Origin of the sequence: Actinomyces johnsonii (assembly GCF_006546835.1) — a bacterium.
In the GTDB taxonomy this organism is placed as follows: Bacteria; Actinomycetota; Actinomycetes; order Actinomycetales; family Actinomycetaceae; genus Actinomyces; species Actinomyces johnsonii.
In genome coordinates, this window is the sequence record NZ_VICB01000010.1 from 1 (window position 1) to 16987 (window position 16987).

Annotated in this window: 13 protein-coding genes; 10 read left to right on the plus strand and 3 right to left on the minus strand. The window is 69.9% G+C overall.

Annotated features, from left to right (window positions below):
- Positions 1-64 precede the first annotated feature (64 nt).
- Positions 65-661, minus strand: coding sequence for a TetR/AcrR family transcriptional regulator (locus tag FK256_RS07115; RefSeq protein ID WP_141424259.1), 597 nt, complete (start codon positions 659-661; stop codon positions 65-67).
- Positions 662-749: 88 nt separating this feature from the next.
- Between FK256_RS07115 and FK256_RS07120 the strand changes: the two genes are divergently transcribed.
- A complete protein-coding gene (locus FK256_RS07120; protein WP_141424260.1) occupies positions 750-1745 on the plus strand; it encodes a hypothetical protein in 996 nt (331 codons plus the stop codon).
- A gap of 79 nt (positions 1746-1824) precedes the next feature.
- Here the strand turns inward: FK256_RS07120 and FK256_RS07125 are convergent, their stop codons facing one another.
- Complete coding sequence (locus FK256_RS07125) at positions 1825-3984, minus strand: dolichyl-phosphate-mannose--protein mannosyltransferase (RefSeq protein WP_141424261.1); 2160 nt, start codon at positions 3982-3984, stop codon at positions 1825-1827.
- A gap of 54 nt (positions 3985-4038) precedes the next feature.
- Between FK256_RS07125 and rsmI the strand changes: the two genes are divergently transcribed.
- Both rsmI and FK256_RS07135 read left to right on the plus strand, forming a co-directional pair.
- Positions 4039-5031: a 16S rRNA (cytidine(1402)-2'-O)-methyltransferase gene (gene rsmI / locus FK256_RS07130; protein WP_141424262.1), complete on the plus strand. Its 993-nt coding sequence runs from the start codon at positions 4039-4041 to the stop codon at positions 5029-5031.
- 127 nt (positions 5032-5158) lie between these two features.
- On the plus strand, positions 5159-5758 hold the full coding sequence (locus FK256_RS07135) for an isochorismatase family protein (RefSeq protein ID WP_021607126.1): 600 nt from the start codon (positions 5159-5161) through the stop codon (positions 5756-5758).
- Between the two features lie 84 nt (positions 5759-5842).
- Here the strand turns inward: FK256_RS07135 and FK256_RS07140 are convergent, their stop codons facing one another.
- Entirely contained in the window at positions 5843-6937 is a 1095-nt protein-coding gene (locus tag FK256_RS07140) for a hypothetical protein (RefSeq protein WP_141424263.1), read from the minus strand.
- Positions 6938-7352: 415 nt separating this feature from the next.
- Between FK256_RS07140 and metG the strand changes: the two genes are divergently transcribed.
- The 7 genes from metG (at position 7353) to FK256_RS07175 (ending at position 16850) form a co-directional block, all read left to right on the plus strand.
- On the plus strand, positions 7353-9200 hold the full coding sequence (gene metG / locus FK256_RS07145; protein WP_141424264.1) for a methionine--tRNA ligase: 1848 nt from the start codon (positions 7353-7355) through the stop codon (positions 9198-9200).
- 127 nt (positions 9201-9327) lie between these two features.
- Positions 9328-10254, plus strand: coding sequence for a TatD family hydrolase (locus FK256_RS07150; protein ID WP_141424265.1), 927 nt, complete (start codon positions 9328-9330; stop codon positions 10252-10254).
- Positions 10255-10596: 342 nt separating this feature from the next.
- Positions 10597-11598 (plus strand): G5 domain-containing protein, encoded by a 1002-nt coding sequence (locus FK256_RS07155; RefSeq protein ID WP_141424266.1) that lies wholly within the window; start codon positions 10597-10599, stop codon positions 11596-11598.
- 195 nt (positions 11599-11793) lie between these two features.
- Complete coding sequence (locus tag FK256_RS07160) at positions 11794-12690, plus strand: resuscitation-promoting factor (protein WP_141424267.1); 897 nt, start codon at positions 11794-11796, stop codon at positions 12688-12690.
- Between the two features lie 160 nt (positions 12691-12850).
- Positions 12851-13957 carry a 16S rRNA (adenine(1518)-N(6)/adenine(1519)-N(6))-dimethyltransferase RsmA gene (gene rsmA, locus FK256_RS07165; RefSeq protein ID WP_141424268.1) on the plus strand — a complete coding sequence of 369 codons (1107 nt, stop codon included), beginning with the start codon at positions 12851-12853 and terminating at the stop codon, positions 13955-13957.
- Entirely contained in the window at positions 13954-14943 is a 990-nt protein-coding gene (locus FK256_RS07170) for a 4-(cytidine 5'-diphospho)-2-C-methyl-D-erythritol kinase (protein WP_141424269.1), read from the plus strand. Before rsmA ends, FK256_RS07170 begins: the two co-directional genes overlap by 4 nt.
- Positions 14943-16850, plus strand: coding sequence for an ABC-F family ATP-binding cassette domain-containing protein (locus FK256_RS07175; RefSeq protein ID WP_141424270.1), 1908 nt, complete (start codon positions 14943-14945; stop codon positions 16848-16850). The genes FK256_RS07170 and FK256_RS07175 overlap by 1 nt, the downstream gene beginning before the upstream one ends.
- Positions 16851-16987: the final 137 nt, after the last annotated feature.

Consider the following 16987-nt stretch of genomic DNA (forward strand, 5'->3'; position numbering starts at 1 on the left):
CGGGCCAACTGCATTCTTACAGCCGCCGGAAGCAGACTGAGTCGCCCCGTCCCTCACGCCGCGGTTAGGGCCGCGAAGAGCGGCTGCTCCCAGCAGCGGAGTCGTCCCCAGCGGGCGCCTCGCCCGTGAAGAGATACTCGATGAGTGGATCCGCCGGGCGATCGTAGTCGAGCGCTGACAACGTCGTCGCCAGCATGCCAACGGCGAGAAGACTTCTGGTTTCATTTCGCGGAATACCCAGATCGTCGTGCAGCAGGTGGCTGACTCGAGTGAATCCTTCACGCGCCAGCGGGCCGAGTTTCTCATCGGTGCCGCAGACGAACAGCTGGGCCAGGAGCCTGAGCTCGTCAGATGAGAAGGCCAGCTCCTGGAAACGCTTGCCGAACTTGTGGCGCTGGCCGGGGTCGCTCAAGGGAGCGGTGTCGCGGAACAGCTCCTCGATGTGGGTGGAGGCCTGCTCACACAGAGTCCGGATTAGCTTGGTCTTGGAACCGAAGGCACGCACCACGTATGCCTGGCTGACGCCGGCCTCGCGGGCGATGCGGTCGGTGGTGATGCGAGCGAACCCGTATCTGCTGAACAGGTGCAGTGCCGCATCCAGGATGCGTTCGCGTCCCGATGTCCTTGGCTCAGTATCGCTGGATGCCGGCGGCTCCTTCATGGGGCCAGTCTAGACGCTATGGCGCATGTAGTCATTGGGTGATAACCTCGTCTGGTTATCAGTCAATGACTACAGGAGGTTGCATGTCATGTCGTCTGACGAGATCGCCTGGGAGGCCCGCATCATTCCACGCGCGACTGTCGTTCGTGCGGTACTTACCGTGGCCATCTCCGCGTTGCTGACCGGGGTGCTCTTCAGCTACTTCTACATTGAGGTGTTCAACGCGCCGGAGCCGCACCGTCTGCCTGTGGCTGTCGCAGGTGCTGACACGGCACATCTGCAGGATGCTGTGGGCGACGGGTACCGGTTGGTTCCTGTGACTGATCGTCAGAAGGGGCTCGATCGACTCTCCCGTCACGAGGTCTACGGCGTCATTGCGCTGGATGGGAAGGGCAGGAGTATCGAGCTGTCCTACACCAGTGTCGATGGGACTTCCGTGCTGTCCTATATGCGGCCGCTCGCCGAGCGAATCTCGGAGCGATCGGGGATGCCGCTTCGGATCTCCAACACGACCCCGGGTGTGGCCGCGAACGCGTCTCCGGGCCGCAGCGTGTTCTTCGCGGTGTTCGGCACCGCTCTCACCGGTTTTGTTCTCTCCCAGGCCCTGTCCTCGGTCGCTTCCCAGGTTGGGCTATCGCTGCGGGCTCGACTGATGGTCATGGTGGGGGTGTCTGCAGTCGCGGGATTGCTGGTGTCCCTCATGCTCGATCCCTGGTTTGCTATCGCTCCCGGCGCCTTCTGGAGTAGCTGGCCAATGGTCTTGCTCCTGTGTTTATCGGCGGTGACGACGGGGTCGGCCATGCTCGACGTCGTCGGGCCGTTGGGACAGGTGGTCACGGCGGTCCTGTTCGTAACCCTGGGCAACGCCACAGCCACCGGAATCCTGCCGATGCCGTTTCTGACATTGCCCTATCAGGTCATCAGCAGGCTGCTTCCCACCGGTAATGTGGTGCGCGCGGTGCTCAATGAGGCCTACTTCGAGGGCGCAGGATGGCAGTGGGGTTACCTCGTCCCACTCGTGTGGATCCTCACCGGTATCGGCTTGCTGGTTGTCTTTGACCATCGGTCGCGGAGGCACCGTTGATCCAAGTTGGGCGCCTCGATCTGCCTCGCTGCACCTCGCTGCCTCGGTCCTGCAACGGTGCTGCCGGGCCGTATGCGCTTTAGATCCAGGACTGCAGGAACATGTGCGTCAGCCAGAAGGCGCGCGAAACGGTCCGCCCGGTCCAGATCGGCCACCAGAAGGCTGCAGCGGTGCAGGCGAGGGCGGTGACCACGATGATGAGGGAGATACCCTCGCTGCGGATCTGCCATGTGGGTACCGACGTCCAGTTCGCCAGCCACGCCCACCGGTTGCGCCGGCCGGTGTCGTCCAGGCCGTCGTCTCCGCCGTCAAGGGAGGGTGGCACCGCAGTTGTCGTGGCCGGGTACCCGGTCAGTTCGGCCATGGCCTGCGCCCCCGCCGTGTCGGCCTGGCGGGCGGCGTTGGCGGGGGCCTCGACCTCGGGGTCGCCATCATCCGCTTTGGTATGGATGCGGTACATACCAGGATCGGTCTCCACTACCGGCGGTGTCCACACTGGTGTGCGTCCGAACTGCGGGCCGAAGCCCAGGAACCGGGCACCCACCCCGCGCCAAGGACGGATGCCGGCGCCGATCTGCCCGTTCCTGAGGGCGGCCACCTGCGCCTCCGCTCCCGCAGAGCCCGGCAACGGGGGCAGCAGACCGGCTCCCATACCCAATGCCAGCACGAGGACGAGCACGACGCAGGGGACGAAGGCGACCGTGTAGAAGGTGAAGATCGTGCGGTCCCGGTACTGGAACCACGGCACGTACATGCCCAGGTAACCGATGAGGGGCACCCACGCCCGCCAGTCGCGGTTCTTCACCCCAATGATGACGACGACCGCCAGCGCCACCACGGCGGACCACCAGATGGCGATGTTTCCGATCGAGGTGATGGCCTGGACACAATCCCCACCCGAACAGGTTTGCGGGACCTGGGCCTTGTCCTCCCAGAAGAAGGAGGTCGGCCGTGTCTGCAGCAGCCAGCCGTAGGGCTTCGACTGGTAGGTGTGCGGTGAGGCCAGGCCGACGTGGAACTCGTACATCTGCTGGTGGTAGGCGATGAAATCGTTGATGCTGTTGGGCAATGAGGGGAAGGGTACCGGCTGGTGATCCCTGATCTGCTCCAGCGTCCATCCGTGCTTGTAGGCGCTGGGATGGGTGAACCAGGACCACCAGCACCCGACGTAGACGACCACGGCCACCGGAACCGTCTGCAGGAAGTCGCTCACGCCCTGGGCGACCGTCCCCTCCAGGAACCAGGCCCGGGCCCCTACCCGTCGCAGCGCGAGCGTGTCCCATATGACGACGGCGAGACCCACGACTGCCAGCAGGTAGATCCCCGACCACTTGATGGAGCAGGTCAGACCCAGAACGATACCGGTGGCCAACAACCAGGGGCGGAGTGTGGCGTGCGGCGCCCTCGCCCCAGGCCTGGTCCCCGCCAGCAGGCGAGCCAGTCTGGCGCGTGACCACTCGCGGTCTCGCACCAGGCAGTACAGGGACAGGGTGGCGAAGAAGCCGATGAATACGTCCAGCAGCCCGATGCGCGACTCGGTCAGGGCCACGCCGTCGACCGCCAGGAGCAGGCCGGCCAGACCGGCCAGCAGCGGCGAACGAGTCAGACGCATTGTCAAGCGCGTCAGCAGCAAGACTGTCGCGATCCCGGCAATGGCCGGCATGACGCGCCAGCTAAAGGACGACTGCGGCCCGAAGACCTCCATGCCGGCGCCGATGAGCCACTTGCCCAGCTGCGGGTGGACGACGTAGGCGGCCTGGGTGGACATCCCGGAGAAGTCTCCGGAGGCGAAGGCCGCGTCGGAGTCCTTCGCCCAGTTCGCCTCGTAGCCCAGGTGCCACAAGGCGTAGGCGTCCTTGACGTAGTAGATCTCGTCGAACATGAGCGTCTTGGGGTGGCTCAGCCCGATGAGGCGCAGCAGTGCGGCGATGACACCGACGACACCGGTGACGATCCAACCGTAGATCCTCATGGCGCGAGGCATGGCCCAGTCCAGCGGGCCGAGCCCGAGTGCGGTGCGCAGCTCGTTCTCAGTGCGTTCCCCGCCGTCGGTCTGCCCGATGGTGGATTCGGCGGCGCTGTCGGCACCGGCGGAGGCCTCGGCCGGTGCGGTATCCGGTGTCTCAGCCCGCGACGGGGCCGGTTCCTGTGCTGGTTCCTGTTCCGCGTACGGGCCAGGGGAACCGTCGCGGGACTGCTCGTGGGATTGTTCAGGAGACAGCGCGCTCGGAGTTGTCACCCTCCGAGTGTATGCGGCCGCGTCGATCGAGACGGCGGAGACATACTGTGTCCTATGACCGAGAGCATCCCGCCCGCAGAGAACCTTGCCGTCGGGGACCGCCACGATGACAGGATCGACGAGGGTGGCCAGGCCAGTGCCGCCGATGTTGCCGCCGATGCCGCTGGCAGTGCCGATGCCGTGCCCACTGCCCACAGCCCTGACCTGCGTGCCGGGACCATCACTCTGGCTGCCACCCCGATCGGCAATGCGTCCGACGCCTCCCGGCGACTGCAGCGGGGCCTGGAACAGGCCGATCTCATCGCCGCCGAGGACACGCGCCGGCTGCGCGCCCTGGCGCGACGCCTCGACGTCGAGCCCCGCGGACGCATCATCGCTTTCCACGAGCACAACGAGCGCGAGCGCGCTCCCGAGCTGCTCGAGGCCGCTCGCGGCGGTCGGCGCGTCCTGGTCGTCTCAGACGCCGGTATGCCGTCGGTCTCCGATCCCGGCTACCGACTCGTCCGGGCCGCCGTACAGGCCCGGGTTTCCGTCACCGTCGCCCCGGGCCCCTCTGCGGTCCTGGCGGCCCTGGCCCTGTCCGGGCTGGCCTCGGACCGGTTCTGCTTCGAGGGCTTCCTACCCCGCAGGTCGGGGGAACGGCGCCGCGCCCTGGAGGCCCTGGCCACCCAGGAGCGCACCATGATCTTCCTGGAATCGCCCCGACGCGTCCACGACGCCCTGGTCGCCATGGCCGAGACCCTCGGCGGCGAGCGCCCGGCGGCGCTGTGCCGGGAGCTGACCAAGACCCACGAGCAGGTGCTGCGGGCGCCGCTGTCCGAGCTTGTCCGGGCCACGGCCGACGGCGTCCTAGGAGAGGTGGTCCTCGTCGTCGCCGGCGCTGAACCCGCCCTCGCCGGTCCGCAGGAGGCCGCGCGCCGGGCGATAGAGCTGGCCGAGACCGGCATGCGTCTCAAAGCCGCGGCGGCCCGGGTGGCCGGCGAGGTCGGCCTTCGCCCCAACGAGGTCTACCGCGCCGCCCTCGAGCTGCGTGAGACCAACGCCTGAGCCGGGACGGCTCCGCCCCGCACTAATTCGCACCGATTCGCCTCGATACACCTCAATACACCTCGCACGGCGCGGACATCCTCGCACCGGAGAACCGTTTGGCCCGCCATCGCGCTATGGTCGGGCTATGAGCGAGCAGCACACCGGCCCGGCTGCCAGCACCCGCCGGGCCCTCATCGTCGTCGACGTCCAACCCACCTTCTGCGAGGGCGGCGCCCTGCCGGTCGCCGGCGGCAATGCCGTCGCCGAACGGATCGCCGCCTACGTGTCCTCCAGCCGGGAGGACTACGACCTGGTGATCACCACCCAGGACTGGCACATCGATCCCGGTGCGCACTTCTCATCCGAGCCCGACTTCATCGACACCTGGCCCGTCCACGGGGTGGCCGGCACCGCTGAGGCCCAGCTGCACCCCGCCTTGGACGGCCTGGTCGCAGACGTCGCCGTCAAGAAGGGGCAGTACGCCGCCGCTTATTCCGGATTCGAGGGTATCGACGACGAGGGGCGCGCTCTGGCAGACGTCCTGAGCGCCGCCGGCATCGAGACCGTCGACATCGTCGGCCTAGCCGAGTCCCACTGCGTCAAGGAGACCGCCCTGGACGCGGTCCGGCAGGGCTACCGGGTCCGGGTCCTGACAGACTTGACCGAGCCGGTCAGCCCCGAGCTGGGGCGCGCCGCCCAAGTCCAGATGCGCGCCGCCGGCATCGAGCTGACGCCCTCGCGCTGAGGTCGTCAAGACCGCGCCGCTTGAGCAACGGGCGCCCTTGCCGAGCAAGAGTCGGCAAGGGCGCCCGAGCGACATCAAGGTGCGCTACTGCGCCGGCCAGCCACCGGGCTGGTTGTACTGGCCCGGGTGACCGGGTTGGCCCGGCTGATACTGGTCTGGCTGACTGGGTTGGCCTGGTTGGTACTGGCCCGGCTGACTGGGCTGGGTGAATACCGACGGTTGTTCCGGCTGGGCCTGCTGCTGAGCCGGTTGCTGGCCCGCCCAACCGAGCTGAGTGGTAGGAGCCATCGGCGAGTACTGGGGCGCTTCCGCCCCGGCGGCCGAGGGCGCGTAGGGGGCCTGCTGCGCTGCGGGGGCGGGCTGCTGGAATTGAGACTGCTGGGCGTATTGCTCGTAGGGGGCTTGCTGGCCGGACTGCCATGCGCCCTGCGTATAGACGGCGGGGGAACCGGGCGCCGTCCCGGTCGCCGTGTCGAAGGATCCGCCTGCCGCGGCCGGAGCGGGCGTTGCTCCAGCCGCAGCCAGCTTGGAGCGCCAGGCCATGCCGCCGGCGCCCATCCCGAGTCCCAGGACGGCGAGGATGATCGAGCCGACGACTCCGAACAGCGACAGCAAGGTCGCCTTCGCCGACGAGGGAGCGACGATCTCGCCCACGGAGACTCCCGAGGCATTGTTGCAGTCAACGGTGTAAGAGCCCGACTCGCTGGAGGAGAAGGTCGTGAAGAGCGTGCCGCCCTTGACCTTCGTGGACGACGAGCTGGACTTGGTGGCGACGTCGTCGCCGCCGGGCGAGGTGACCGAGCAGTCCGGTGCATCGTCGCCGTCGCTGTAGAAGAGCCCGTAGGTGCTGCCCTTGTCTAGCCCCACCGTGGCTGCCTGCTCGTCCGGCAGATCGGCGATAGTGGCATCGAACTGGCCACGAGTCACCGCCGAGCCGATCCCGCCGATGATGGCGATGAGAAGGACGACGAGCCCGGCCGCGGCCAAAATCGTCGGAGCCATCAGATTCTTCGATGCCGCCGGCTGACCCGCCGCCCCCGGGTAGCTGGTCTGAGGGGCCTGGAACGGTGCGGCCGACGGGTACTGCGAGGGCTGACCGCCGGGCGGGGCCGGGTCGTAGCCGTTCGCCGACCATCCTGCTGAGCTCGCGGAGTACGCGGAGCCGGGGTACTGGGACATAACTGGCCTTCCTGGTCCATACGTGTCCATGTGGAGGCGTGTGGGAACACGTCATGAGGGCGTACGCGGCTCGAACGCGATGCGAGGACATGCCGATGCGAACCAGGACGATCCAAGACGAGCGCTGAGCGGGCGCCGCATGACTCGGGACAGACTACCGGGTACCGGTCCGCCCGCGCAGGTCGTATCCGATGCCGCGCGGGTGGACCGGTCTCGGGTCGAGGAGAGGGGCTCGGGCAAGAAGGACGCGGCTGCCGTGTTGCGCGCGGCCTTGCCCGGCCGGGCCCTCTGAATGCTGGCGGCAGTGTGGGAACGGTTCGGACCGGGGTGCGCTGGTGTGTACCGGCTCGTGCGCCGCGTGGTGAGCCACGGCCGGTGGGGACTGAAGCGGCCGGGAACCGGATAGGCTGACCCCATGACCCACATCCTGTCCGCAGTCGCCTGGCCGTACGCCAACGGCCCGCGTCACATCGGCCACGTCGCCGGCTTCGGTGTTCCCTCAGACGTCTTCTCGCGCTACATGCGCATGGCCGGTCACGACGTCCTCATGGTCTCGGGCACCGATGAGCACGGCACCCCGATCCTCGTCGCCGCCGACGAGGAGGGCGTCAGCGCCCGCGAGCTCGCCGACCGCAACAACCGTCTCATCGTCGAGGACCTCGTGGCCCTGGGCCTGTCCTACGACCTGTTTACCCGCACCACCGCCGGCAACCACTACCGCGTGGTCCAGGACATGTTCACCACCGTGCGGGACAACGGCTACATGGTCCAGCAGATGACCCGCTCGGCGATCTCCCCCTCCACCGGGCGCACCCTGCCGGATCGCTACATCGAGGGCACCTGCCCGATCTGCGGCGCCGAGGGCGCCCGCGGGGACCAGTGCGACACCTGCGGCAACCAGCTCGACCCCACCGACCTCATCGGCCCGCGCTCGCGGATCAACGGGGAGACCCCCGAGTTCGTGCAGACCACCCACTGGTTCCTGGATCTGCCTGCACTGGCCGATGCCCTGGGCGCCTGGCTCGACGAGCGCGAGGCCTCCGGGACCTGGCGGCCCAACGTCATCAAGTTCTCCCAGAACCTCTTGGGCGACATCCGCCCGCGCGCCATGACCCGCGACATCGACTGGGGCATCCCGGTGCCCGGCTGGGAGGACCAGCCCACCAAGCGCCTCTACGTCTGGTTCGACGCCGTCATCGGCTACCTGTCGGCCTCCGTGGAATGGGCGCGCCGCAGCGGCGACCCCGAGGCCTGGCGCGCCTGGTGGAACGACCCACAGGCCCTGTCCTACTACTTCATGGGCAAGGACAACATCGTCTTCCACTCCCAGATCTGGCCTGCCGAGCTCCTGGGCTACAACGGTCAGGGCGACAGCGGCGGTGAGCCCGGCCGCCTGGGCGTGCTCAACCTGCCCACCGAGGTTGTCTCCAGCGAGTTCCTCACCATGGAGGGCAAGAAGTTCTCCTCCTCCCACGGCATCGTCATCTACGTGCGCGACTTCCTCGCGCGCTACCAAGCCGACGCTCTGCGCTACTTCATCTGCGCGGCCGGCCCCGAGACCGCGGACGCGGACTTCACCTGGGCGGAGTTCGTGCGGCGCACCAACGGCGAGCTCGTGGCCGGCTGGGGCAACCTCGTCAACCGCACCGCCTCCATGATCCACAAGCGCTTCGGGCGGATCCCCGAGCCCGTTGAGCTTCAGGACATCGACCGGGCACTGCTCGACGCTGTCGAGGCCGGCTTCGCCTCCGTGGGCGGCCTCATCGCCCAGCACCGGCAGAAGGCGGCCCTGGGCGAGGCCATGCGACTGGTCGGCGAGGCCAACAAGTACGTGGCCGACACCCAGCCCTTCAAGCTCAAGGGCGAGGACCCCGCCACCCAGGCCCGCCTGGCCACGGTCCTGCACACGCTGGCCCAGGTAGTCACCGACCTCAACCTCATGCTCTCGCCCTTCCTGCCGCACGCCGCCAACGATGTCGACCGGGTCCTGGGCGGACGCGGCCGGATCGCCCCGATGCCCCACATCGAGGAAGTCGACGAGCTCGACCCCGAGCGCCTGCCCGAGGCTTTCGACGGGCGCACCGGCTACCCGATCATCACCGGCAACTACGAGGACGCCCCCACCTGGGAGCGCCACCCGATCGAGGTCGGCACGCCCGTGGCCAAGCCGGCCCCGGTGTTCACCAAGCTGGACGAGTCGATCGTCGAGGCCGAGTTAGCCCGTTACACCGGTTCCGCGCCCGACGACGTCACCGGCGCCTGAGCGCGGTGCCCGCCGCGGCGCTCACCGTCATAGCCACTGTCACGGCCACTGCGGTGCCCACTGCGCTGTCCCGTGCGGATCGGCTGGCGCGCCAACACCCGGCGCACCCATCCTCTGAGGAGCACGCATGACCCCCAAGAAGCGCGACCGCTCCTGGCCGCCGGCCGACGCCGTCGAGCCGTTGGCGGCCCCGGTAACCGACAACCACACGCATCTGCCAGTCCCCGCGGACACCGGCGGGCCCGGTTCCGAGGCGCCGCTGACCGCGGCGGAGCTGGTGTGCCGCGCCGCCGCCGCCGGCGTCACCCGCGTGGTGACCTCCTCCTGCGAGGTCACCACCTGGGCGGACAGCCTGGCCCTGGCCCGAGAACTGCCCGGTGTGCGCGTGGCTCTGGCGGTGCACCCCAACGAGGCCGTCCTCCACGCCGGGGTGAGGGAGACCGGACCCGACGGGCTCGAGCCCCGCGCGCAGGCGCATCACACCGAACCCCTGGACTCGGTCATGGCCCGCCTGGAGGGGACGCTCAAGGCGAACGCCGACGTCGTCGTCGCCGTCGGGGAAAGCGGGCTCGATTTCTTCCGCACCGGTGAAAAGGGGGCGGACGCCCAGCGCGAGGCCTTCCGGGCCCACATCGCCCTGGCCAAGGAACTCGACCTGCCCCTGCAGATCCACGACCGCGACGCGCACGCCGCCTGCGTGGAGGTACTGGAGGCCGACGGCGCCCCCGAGCGCACCGTCTTCCACTGCTTCTCGGGCGGGGCGGAACTGGCCGCTGCCTGCGTCGAGCACGGTTGGTACGCCTCGATCGCCGGTCCGCTTACCTATCCGGCCAATGGGCCCCTGCGCGAGGCGGTCGCCGTCCTGCCCAATGAGCTCCTTCTGGTGGAGACCGACGCGCCCTACCTCCCTCCCAAACGTTGGCGCGGGCGGCCCAACGCCTCCTACCTCATGGGGGATACGGTTCGTTTCCTGGCTGAGCAGCGGGGACTGGGCGAGGAGCGGCTTTGCCTCCGCCTGCAGGCCACCACCGACGCGGTCTACGGGACCTGGTAGGCCGCGCACGGACCTGGCCTAGTGATCGCCGTCGGCTGTTCCGGATGAGGACTGGGGCGGGTGCCGACCGTCGGCCCCCTGACGTCCTGCAGGGTGCGAGCCGTGAGTGCGAGAGCCTGACAAAGAGACGGGCGGAGGCGTCATGAGACCGAATTTGTCCGGACGAACGACATTCGGGCTGTCATTATTCTTTCAGGGGTGTGTCAGGTGGGGGACAGTGGGGAATCAGGGCTTCTCCGCACGGTTCGGTCACAAGCCGCTGGGGTGTGAGCAGGTGCATTGGCACGCCCCCGAGTCATCGGCTACGGTGACACGCAGTCGTCAAACGAAGGAAGTTCTATCGTGGGTCGTCACTCCCAGACCAGCTCCCTGAGTACTACACTCGCCGGCCTCGGCTCCATGGCCGCTAAGAAGCGGACCGCCTCCGGTGTTCGCGGCCGTCGGCGCGCTGAAGGGCCCGCCAAGACCGCTCTGACCCCCATGCTCTTCAAGGCGGGAGGCGCCGCAGCCGCCTTCTCCCTTGCCGTCTCCGGTGCCGCCTATGCGGCCATCTCTGCGGGGGATGATGAGGGGCACTCCTCCTCGGGAGGCTCCTTCGGACTGCTCGGCGCTGAGTCCGACGGGCAGGCCAAGGCCACCGAGGATGCGGGTGCCGGCAAGATCGCCAGTGCGGAGATCTCCACCACGACCGTCGACGAGCCCCAGCTCCACGGCACGGTTCAGAAAGAGAGCGATGCTCTGCCCGCGGGCCAGACCCAGGTGGAGACCCCCGGCGTCGACGGGCTGGTGCGCACCACCTATGAGGTCACCACCCAGGACGGCAAGGAGATCTCACGCACCCCGGTCGCACAGGTGGTCGTCACTCAAAAGGTGGACGAGGTCGTCATCGTGGGCACGGGCGCGCAGCCGGCCCAGCAGGAGGCCGCGGCCACCCCGCAGCAGGCGGCGGGCGACACCGCTGCTCAGACCCCCCAGGCTGCCGAGACCCCCGCATCCAGTGCGCCCGCCGCCCCCGCAGCGGACCCCGGCGCGGGAACCGACCCCGCCGGTGCCAAGGCCATCGCCCGGTCCATGATGAGCAGTTACGGCTGGGACGACTCGCAGTTCTCCTGCCTGGAGAATCTATGGAACCGCGAGTCCGGCTGGAACTACCAGGCGGAGAACCCCTCCTCGGGCGCCTACGGCATCCCCCAGGCGCTGCCCGGCTCCAAGATGAGCTCCGTCGCCGACGACTGGTCCACCAACCCCTCCACCCAGATCACCTGGGGACTCGGCTACATCTCCGGCCGCTACGGCAGCCCCTGCTCGGCCTGGGCTCACTCTGAGTCCGTCGGCTGGTACTGAGCCGACAGGCCGGCCGGGACGCCACTTCGCCCTGCCGGCACTCGACACTATTCGACGGCGTCCGTCCCCCGGTGGGGCGGACGCCGTCGCGATACGGGAGAGGCGTATCTCACACGGGGGTGAGATGGCTTATTGTCAGGACCTTCGTCATTCCACTACCGTGGCACTCGCCGTCGATCGGAAGGACGTCTCCCCATGAGTCCCACCACCCATCGTCATGCCCATGCTCTGCCCGAGGAGCCGGTTGTGCCAACCTCCCGGGAGAAGGCTGAAGGTCGCGGGAATACGCGCACCATGGCGCTGCGCGCCGGTCTCGTGGCCCTGGCCCTGTCGGTGGCGGTCTCCGGCGGCGCCTACGCCGCCGTACGAGTCGGTGAGCACGGCCGGGCGGCCGGTGGAGGCGCAGCGGACCATCGCATCGACGCCCTCGGCGCCGAGGGCGGTCGCAACGGGGTCTCGGTCACGAAGAGCACTTCCACGCTCACCACCGAGACGGTTGACACCACCGACCCCCACAGCTCTCTCCAGCAGGAGAGCGGCGACCTGCCCCAGGGGGAGACCCGGGTCGTCACACCGGGCGTCGATGGCCTGGTGCGCACCACTTATGAGGTCACCACCGTCGACGGCAAGGAGGTCTCACGCACCCCGATCGCACAGGTGGTCGTCACCCAGAAGGTGGACGAGGTCGTCATCGTGGGCACCGGCGCCGCTAAGCAGCAGGAACAGCCCCGGACGCAGGCCCCTGCTCCGTCCGCCTCGCCTGACTCCTCCGGCGGATCGTCGTCTTCCGGTGGCTCGACGTCCTCCGGCGGTTCCGACGGCGGCGCTGGCACCACTACCGAGAGCGGGGTCGGGGACGACGTCTGGGCCAAGCTCGCCCAGTGCGAGTCCGGCGGCAACCCGAGGACCAACACCGGCAACGGCTTCTACGGCATGTACCAGTTCACCCTGGAGACCTGGCAGTCCCTGGGGGGAACCGGCTATCCCCACGAGGCCGACGCCGCCACCCAGACCGAGATGGCCAAGAGGCTCCAGCAAAGGGCCGGCTGGGGCCAGTGGCCCGGCTGCTCCGACAAACTCGGTCTGCACTGAAGTAACCGCGCCTTCGAAGCGATCGAGGTGACCGGCGCCCCGCTGGCCGCGGCTGCCCGCCCCGCGCGGTTCGCGAGGCATTGCCGGCCGTCAGAGAACATACTGCGTGTTCCCAGATATCTCACAGTGACAAAGGGCGGGCGCCGATTACTGTGTCCCCATGACATTGCCGGTACCCGATTCACAGGTGCCCCCGGCAGGAGGCGCCCGAGCGAACGGGCCTGGCCCTGCAGGAGCCTGCGAGGCCGCCTCTGAGGCCCCATCCGACCCCGCTTGCGCGGACCTCATCCCGGAAGACGCCCGGCGCCCCCGGAACCAGCACGCGCCCACGCCCCCGGGCTCCCGAGCCGCCGGCCTCCTGGGACCTTCCGAGGTCCGGGGCCTGTCCCGAGCGTTGGGCATCCGCCCCACCAAGACGCTGGGCCAGAACTTCGTCCATGACGCCGGCACCGTGCGCCGCATCGTCAGGAGCTCCGGTGTTCTGCCCGATGACACTGTCCTGGAGATCGGCCCGGGCCTGGGCTCCCTCACCCTGGCGCTGCTGGAGACCGGGGCGCGCGTCATCGCCGTCGAGATCGATCCCGCCCTCGCCCGGGCCCTGCCCATCACCGTCGCCGACCGCATGCCCGAGGCCGCCGACCGCCTCGGCGTCGTCGAGGCCGACGCGCTGAGCATCACTGGGCCCGAGGCCCTGGGCGGGGTCGATGTCCCCCCGCCCACTCGCCTCGTGGCGAACCTGCCCTACAACGTGGCCGTCCCCGTCCTGCTCACGGTCCTGGAGACCCTGCCCAGTCTGGAGACCATCACCGTCATGGTCCAGGCCGAGGTCGCCGACCGCCTCGCCGCCGCGCCCGGCTCGCGCACCTACGGTGTCCCCAGTGTCAAGGCCGCCTGGTACGCCGCCGCCCGCCGCACCCTCACCATCTCCCGCCACGTCTTCTGGCCCGCGCCCAACGTCGACTCCGCCCTTGTCGAGCTCGTCCGCCGCAGGCCCCCGGACACGCGCGCCACCCGCGAACAGGTCTTCGCCCTCGTCGACGCCGCCTTCGCCCAGCGGCGCAAAACCCTGCGCAAGGCCCTAGCGAAGGCGGCCGGAGGAGCCGACGCCGCAGAGACCGCCCTGCGCGCCGCCGGCATCGACCCCACGCGGCGCGGCGAGACCCTCGACATCACCGCCTTCGCCGCACTGGCCGAGGCGCTGCATCCCATCGACGCCGATGAGGCCGCCGCGCCAACGCCTCCCATCACCTCTCAGGAGCAGTCATGAACCACCTGCGCGCCGTCCCCGGCGTTCCCGCCGGTCCTCGCGATCCCTCGACGCCGCCGCCCCGCAGCGGCTCGGCCAGCTCCGTGCGCGTCGAGGCCCCCGGCAAGGTCAACCTCTTCCTGTCCGTCGGCGCCTCCGGCACCGACGGCTACCACCAGCTCACCACGGTCTTCCAGGCCGTGCGCCTCATCGAGACCGTCACCGCCCGTCGCCAGTCCGCCCGGGACCACGGAACCGTCACCCTCACCCTCGAGGAGCCCGACGCCGACGTCCCCACCGATGCCTCCAACCTGGCCGTGCGGGCCGCCGAGCTCCTGGCCGAGACCACAGGCGTGAGCGAGGGCGTCGACCTCCTCCTGCGCAAGCGCGTTCCCGTGGCCGGCGGCATGGCCGGGGGATCGGCCGACGCCGCCGCCACCCTCGTGGCCTGCAACATCCTGTGGGGCACAGGCCTATCGCTGCTCGAGCTCTCCGCCCTGGCCGCCCGACTCGGGGCCGATGTGCCCTTCCCCTTAACCGGGGCCACCGCCGTCGGGTCCGGCCGCGGCGATCTCGTCACCCCGATCATGACCCGGGGCTCCTACCACTGGGTCTTCGCCCTGGCCGAGGAGGGCCTGTCCACGCCCGCAGTCTTCCGTCGCTTCGACGAGCTGACCGGTACCGGAGCGCCCGCAGTGCGGGATGTGCCCGAGGCCCTCACCTCGGCCCTGCGCGCCGGGGACGCGCCCGCCCTGGCCGCCTCCCTGCACAACGATCTCCAGGCCGCAGCCCTCGACCTGCGCCCCGAGCTGGCCCAGGTCATCGCCGTGGCCGAGGAGGCCGGGGCCCTGCGCGCCATCGTCTCCGGATCGGGCCCCACCATCGCCGCCCTGGTCGAGAACCCGGCCGGCGCTCAGCGGGTCTCTCGCGCGCTGATGGCCTCGGGCCTGGTCACCGACGTTCTGCGCGCCGACGCCCCCGTGGCCGGTGCCCGGGTGGTGGGCTGATGGCGCACCTGCTCGGTGTGGAGAACCTGCGCCTGACCGTCGGTTCGCGCCTGCTCCTGGAGGACGTCACCCTGGGGCTCGAGGACGGCGCCCGCGTCGGCGTCCTGGGCCCCAACGGCGCCGGCAAGTCCACCTTCCTGGCCGCCCTGGCTGGCCATCGGGAGCCCGACGGCGGCCGCGTCACCCGCACCGGCGGCGTGAGCGTGGCCGTTCTCAGCCAGGCCGATGACCTGCCGTCCGGCGCCACCGTGCGCACCGCCATCCACGGCCAGGCCCCCGAGCACGAGTGGGCCTCCGATCCGGCCGTGCGCGATATCCACGCCGGACTCATCGCCGACCTCGACCTCGACGCGGACGTTGCCACCCTCTCCGGTGGTCAGCGCCGCCGTGTCGCCCTGGCTGCGGTCCTCACCCGCCGCGCCGACGTCGTCATCCTCGACGAGCCCACCAACCACCTCGACGTCGAGGGCGTGGACTGGCTGGCCCGCCATCTTCAGGCCCGCTTCTCCGGCTCTGGCGGACGGGGCGCCGGGGCCCTGGTTACCGTCACCCACGACCGCTGGTTCCTGGACGCCATCTGCACCAACGTGTGGGAGGTCGTCCCCGGCGTCGACCCCGGCGGCGGCCGCCCCCAGGTGGCAGGCCGCATCGAGACCTACGACGGCGGATACGCCGCCTACGTCCTGGCCCGCGCCGAGCGCGCCCGCCAGGCCGCCCTGGCTGCCGTCAAGCGCGAGAACCTCCTGCGCAAAGAGCTAGCCTGGCTGCGCCGCGGAGCCCCCGCCCGCACCTCCAAGCCCCGCTTCCGCATCGAGGCCGCCGAGGCCCTCATCGCCGACGTGCCACCCCCACGCGACACGGTGGCCCTGACCGCCATGGCCACCGCCCGCCTAGGCAAGAGAGTCCTCGACCTCGAGGACGTCACCGTGCGCTACCCGGTCTCCTCCGACAGAGCCGGCGCCGGGGCCCGGGCCGAGCGGGAGGTCCTGCGCCACGTCACCCTCAGGCTCGCGCCGGGCGAGCGGGTCGGCGTCGTCGGCGTCAACGGAGCCGGCAAGACCACCCTGCTGCGCCTGCTCGAAGGCGTCCAGGAGCCCACCGGCGGCCGCGTCGTACGCGGCAAGACCGTCCAAGTGGCCACCCTGTCCCAGTCCACCCATGAGCTCGACGCGCTCGCGGATCTGCGCGTCGTCGAGGCCGTGGCCATGGTGGGGGAGCGCGTTGTGGTCGGTGACAAGGAGATGACCGCCGCCCAGCTCGTCGAACGCCTCGGCTTCACCCGCCAGCGCGCCTGGACCCGGGTCGGGGAGGTCAGCGGCGGGGAGCGCCGCCGTCTCCAGCTGCTGCGCCTGCTCATGACCGAGCCGAACGTGCTCCTGCTCGATGAGCCCACCAACGACCTGGACACCGACACCCTGGCTGCTGTTGAGGACATCCTCGACTCCTTCCCGGGCACGCTCGTCGTCGTCTCCCACGACCGCTACCTCCTGGAGCGGGTCACCGACCACCAGGTCGCCCTGTTGGGCGACGGGAGTGTGCGCGACCTGCCCGGAGGGGTCGAGCAGTACCTCCGGCTGCGCCGTGAGGCCGCGGGCCCGGCCCGGGGCGCCGCCGCATCGGCGAGCTCCTCGACGACGTCGATCGCGGGCGGGGCCCGGGCGGAACGCGGCGCCACGAGCGGGGCCAAGCGCCACGAGGCGAGGAAGGCCCTGGCGCGCATCGAGCGGAGGATGGAGCGCTCGTCCCAGGTCGTCGCCGCTCTGCACGTGCGCATGGAGGAGATTTCGGCCGATCCCGCTCGGGTGGGGGAGCTGGCCGAGCTCGGCCGCGAGCTCGTGGCCGCTCAGGCGGCCCATGCGGAGCTGGAGGAGCAGTGGCTCGAGGCGGCGGAGGCGCTGGAGGCGTGAGGCGGCGCGGTCGTGCGTCCTGACGGAGGGGGACAGGGGAGAGACGGGAAGGGCTTGATGAGGCGGCTATGAAGCGGGGGAGGGGGCGGGATGGGGAGACGGGAGCGGCCGGTGGCAACCTTGCCGACGACCTCGGT

Excerpts from the sequence above, each read along its gene's own strand:
- FK256_RS07115 (WP_141424259.1), bottom strand. The coding sequence starts at position 661 with ATGAAGGAGCCGCCGGCATCCAGCGATACTGAGCCAAGGACATCGGGA.
- FK256_RS07120 (WP_141424260.1), top strand. The coding sequence starts at position 750 with ATGTCGTCTGACGAGATCGCCTGGGAGGCCCGCATCATTCCACGCGCG.
- rsmI (WP_141424262.1), top strand. The coding sequence starts at position 4,039 with ATGACCGAGAGCATCCCGCCCGCAGAGAACCTTGCCGTCGGGGACCGC.
- FK256_RS07135 (WP_021607126.1), top strand. The coding sequence starts at position 5,159 with ATGAGCGAGCAGCACACCGGCCCGGCTGCCAGCACCCGCCGGGCCCTC.
- FK256_RS07140 (WP_141424263.1), bottom strand. The coding sequence starts at position 6,937 with ATGTCCCAGTACCCCGGCTCCGCGTACTCCGCGAGCTCAGCAGGATGG.
- metG (WP_141424264.1), top strand. The coding sequence starts at position 7,353 with ATGACCCACATCCTGTCCGCAGTCGCCTGGCCGTACGCCAACGGCCCG.
- FK256_RS07150 (WP_141424265.1), top strand. The coding sequence starts at position 9,328 with ATGACCCCCAAGAAGCGCGACCGCTCCTGGCCGCCGGCCGACGCCGTC.
- FK256_RS07160 (WP_141424267.1), top strand. The coding sequence starts at position 11,794 with ATGAGTCCCACCACCCATCGTCATGCCCATGCTCTGCCCGAGGAGCCG.
- rsmA (WP_141424268.1), top strand. The coding sequence starts at position 12,851 with ATGACATTGCCGGTACCCGATTCACAGGTGCCCCCGGCAGGAGGCGCC.
- FK256_RS07170 (WP_141424269.1), top strand. The coding sequence starts at position 13,954 with ATGAACCACCTGCGCGCCGTCCCCGGCGTTCCCGCCGGTCCTCGCGAT.
- FK256_RS07175 (WP_141424270.1), top strand. The coding sequence starts at position 14,943 with ATGGCGCACCTGCTCGGTGTGGAGAACCTGCGCCTGACCGTCGGTTCG.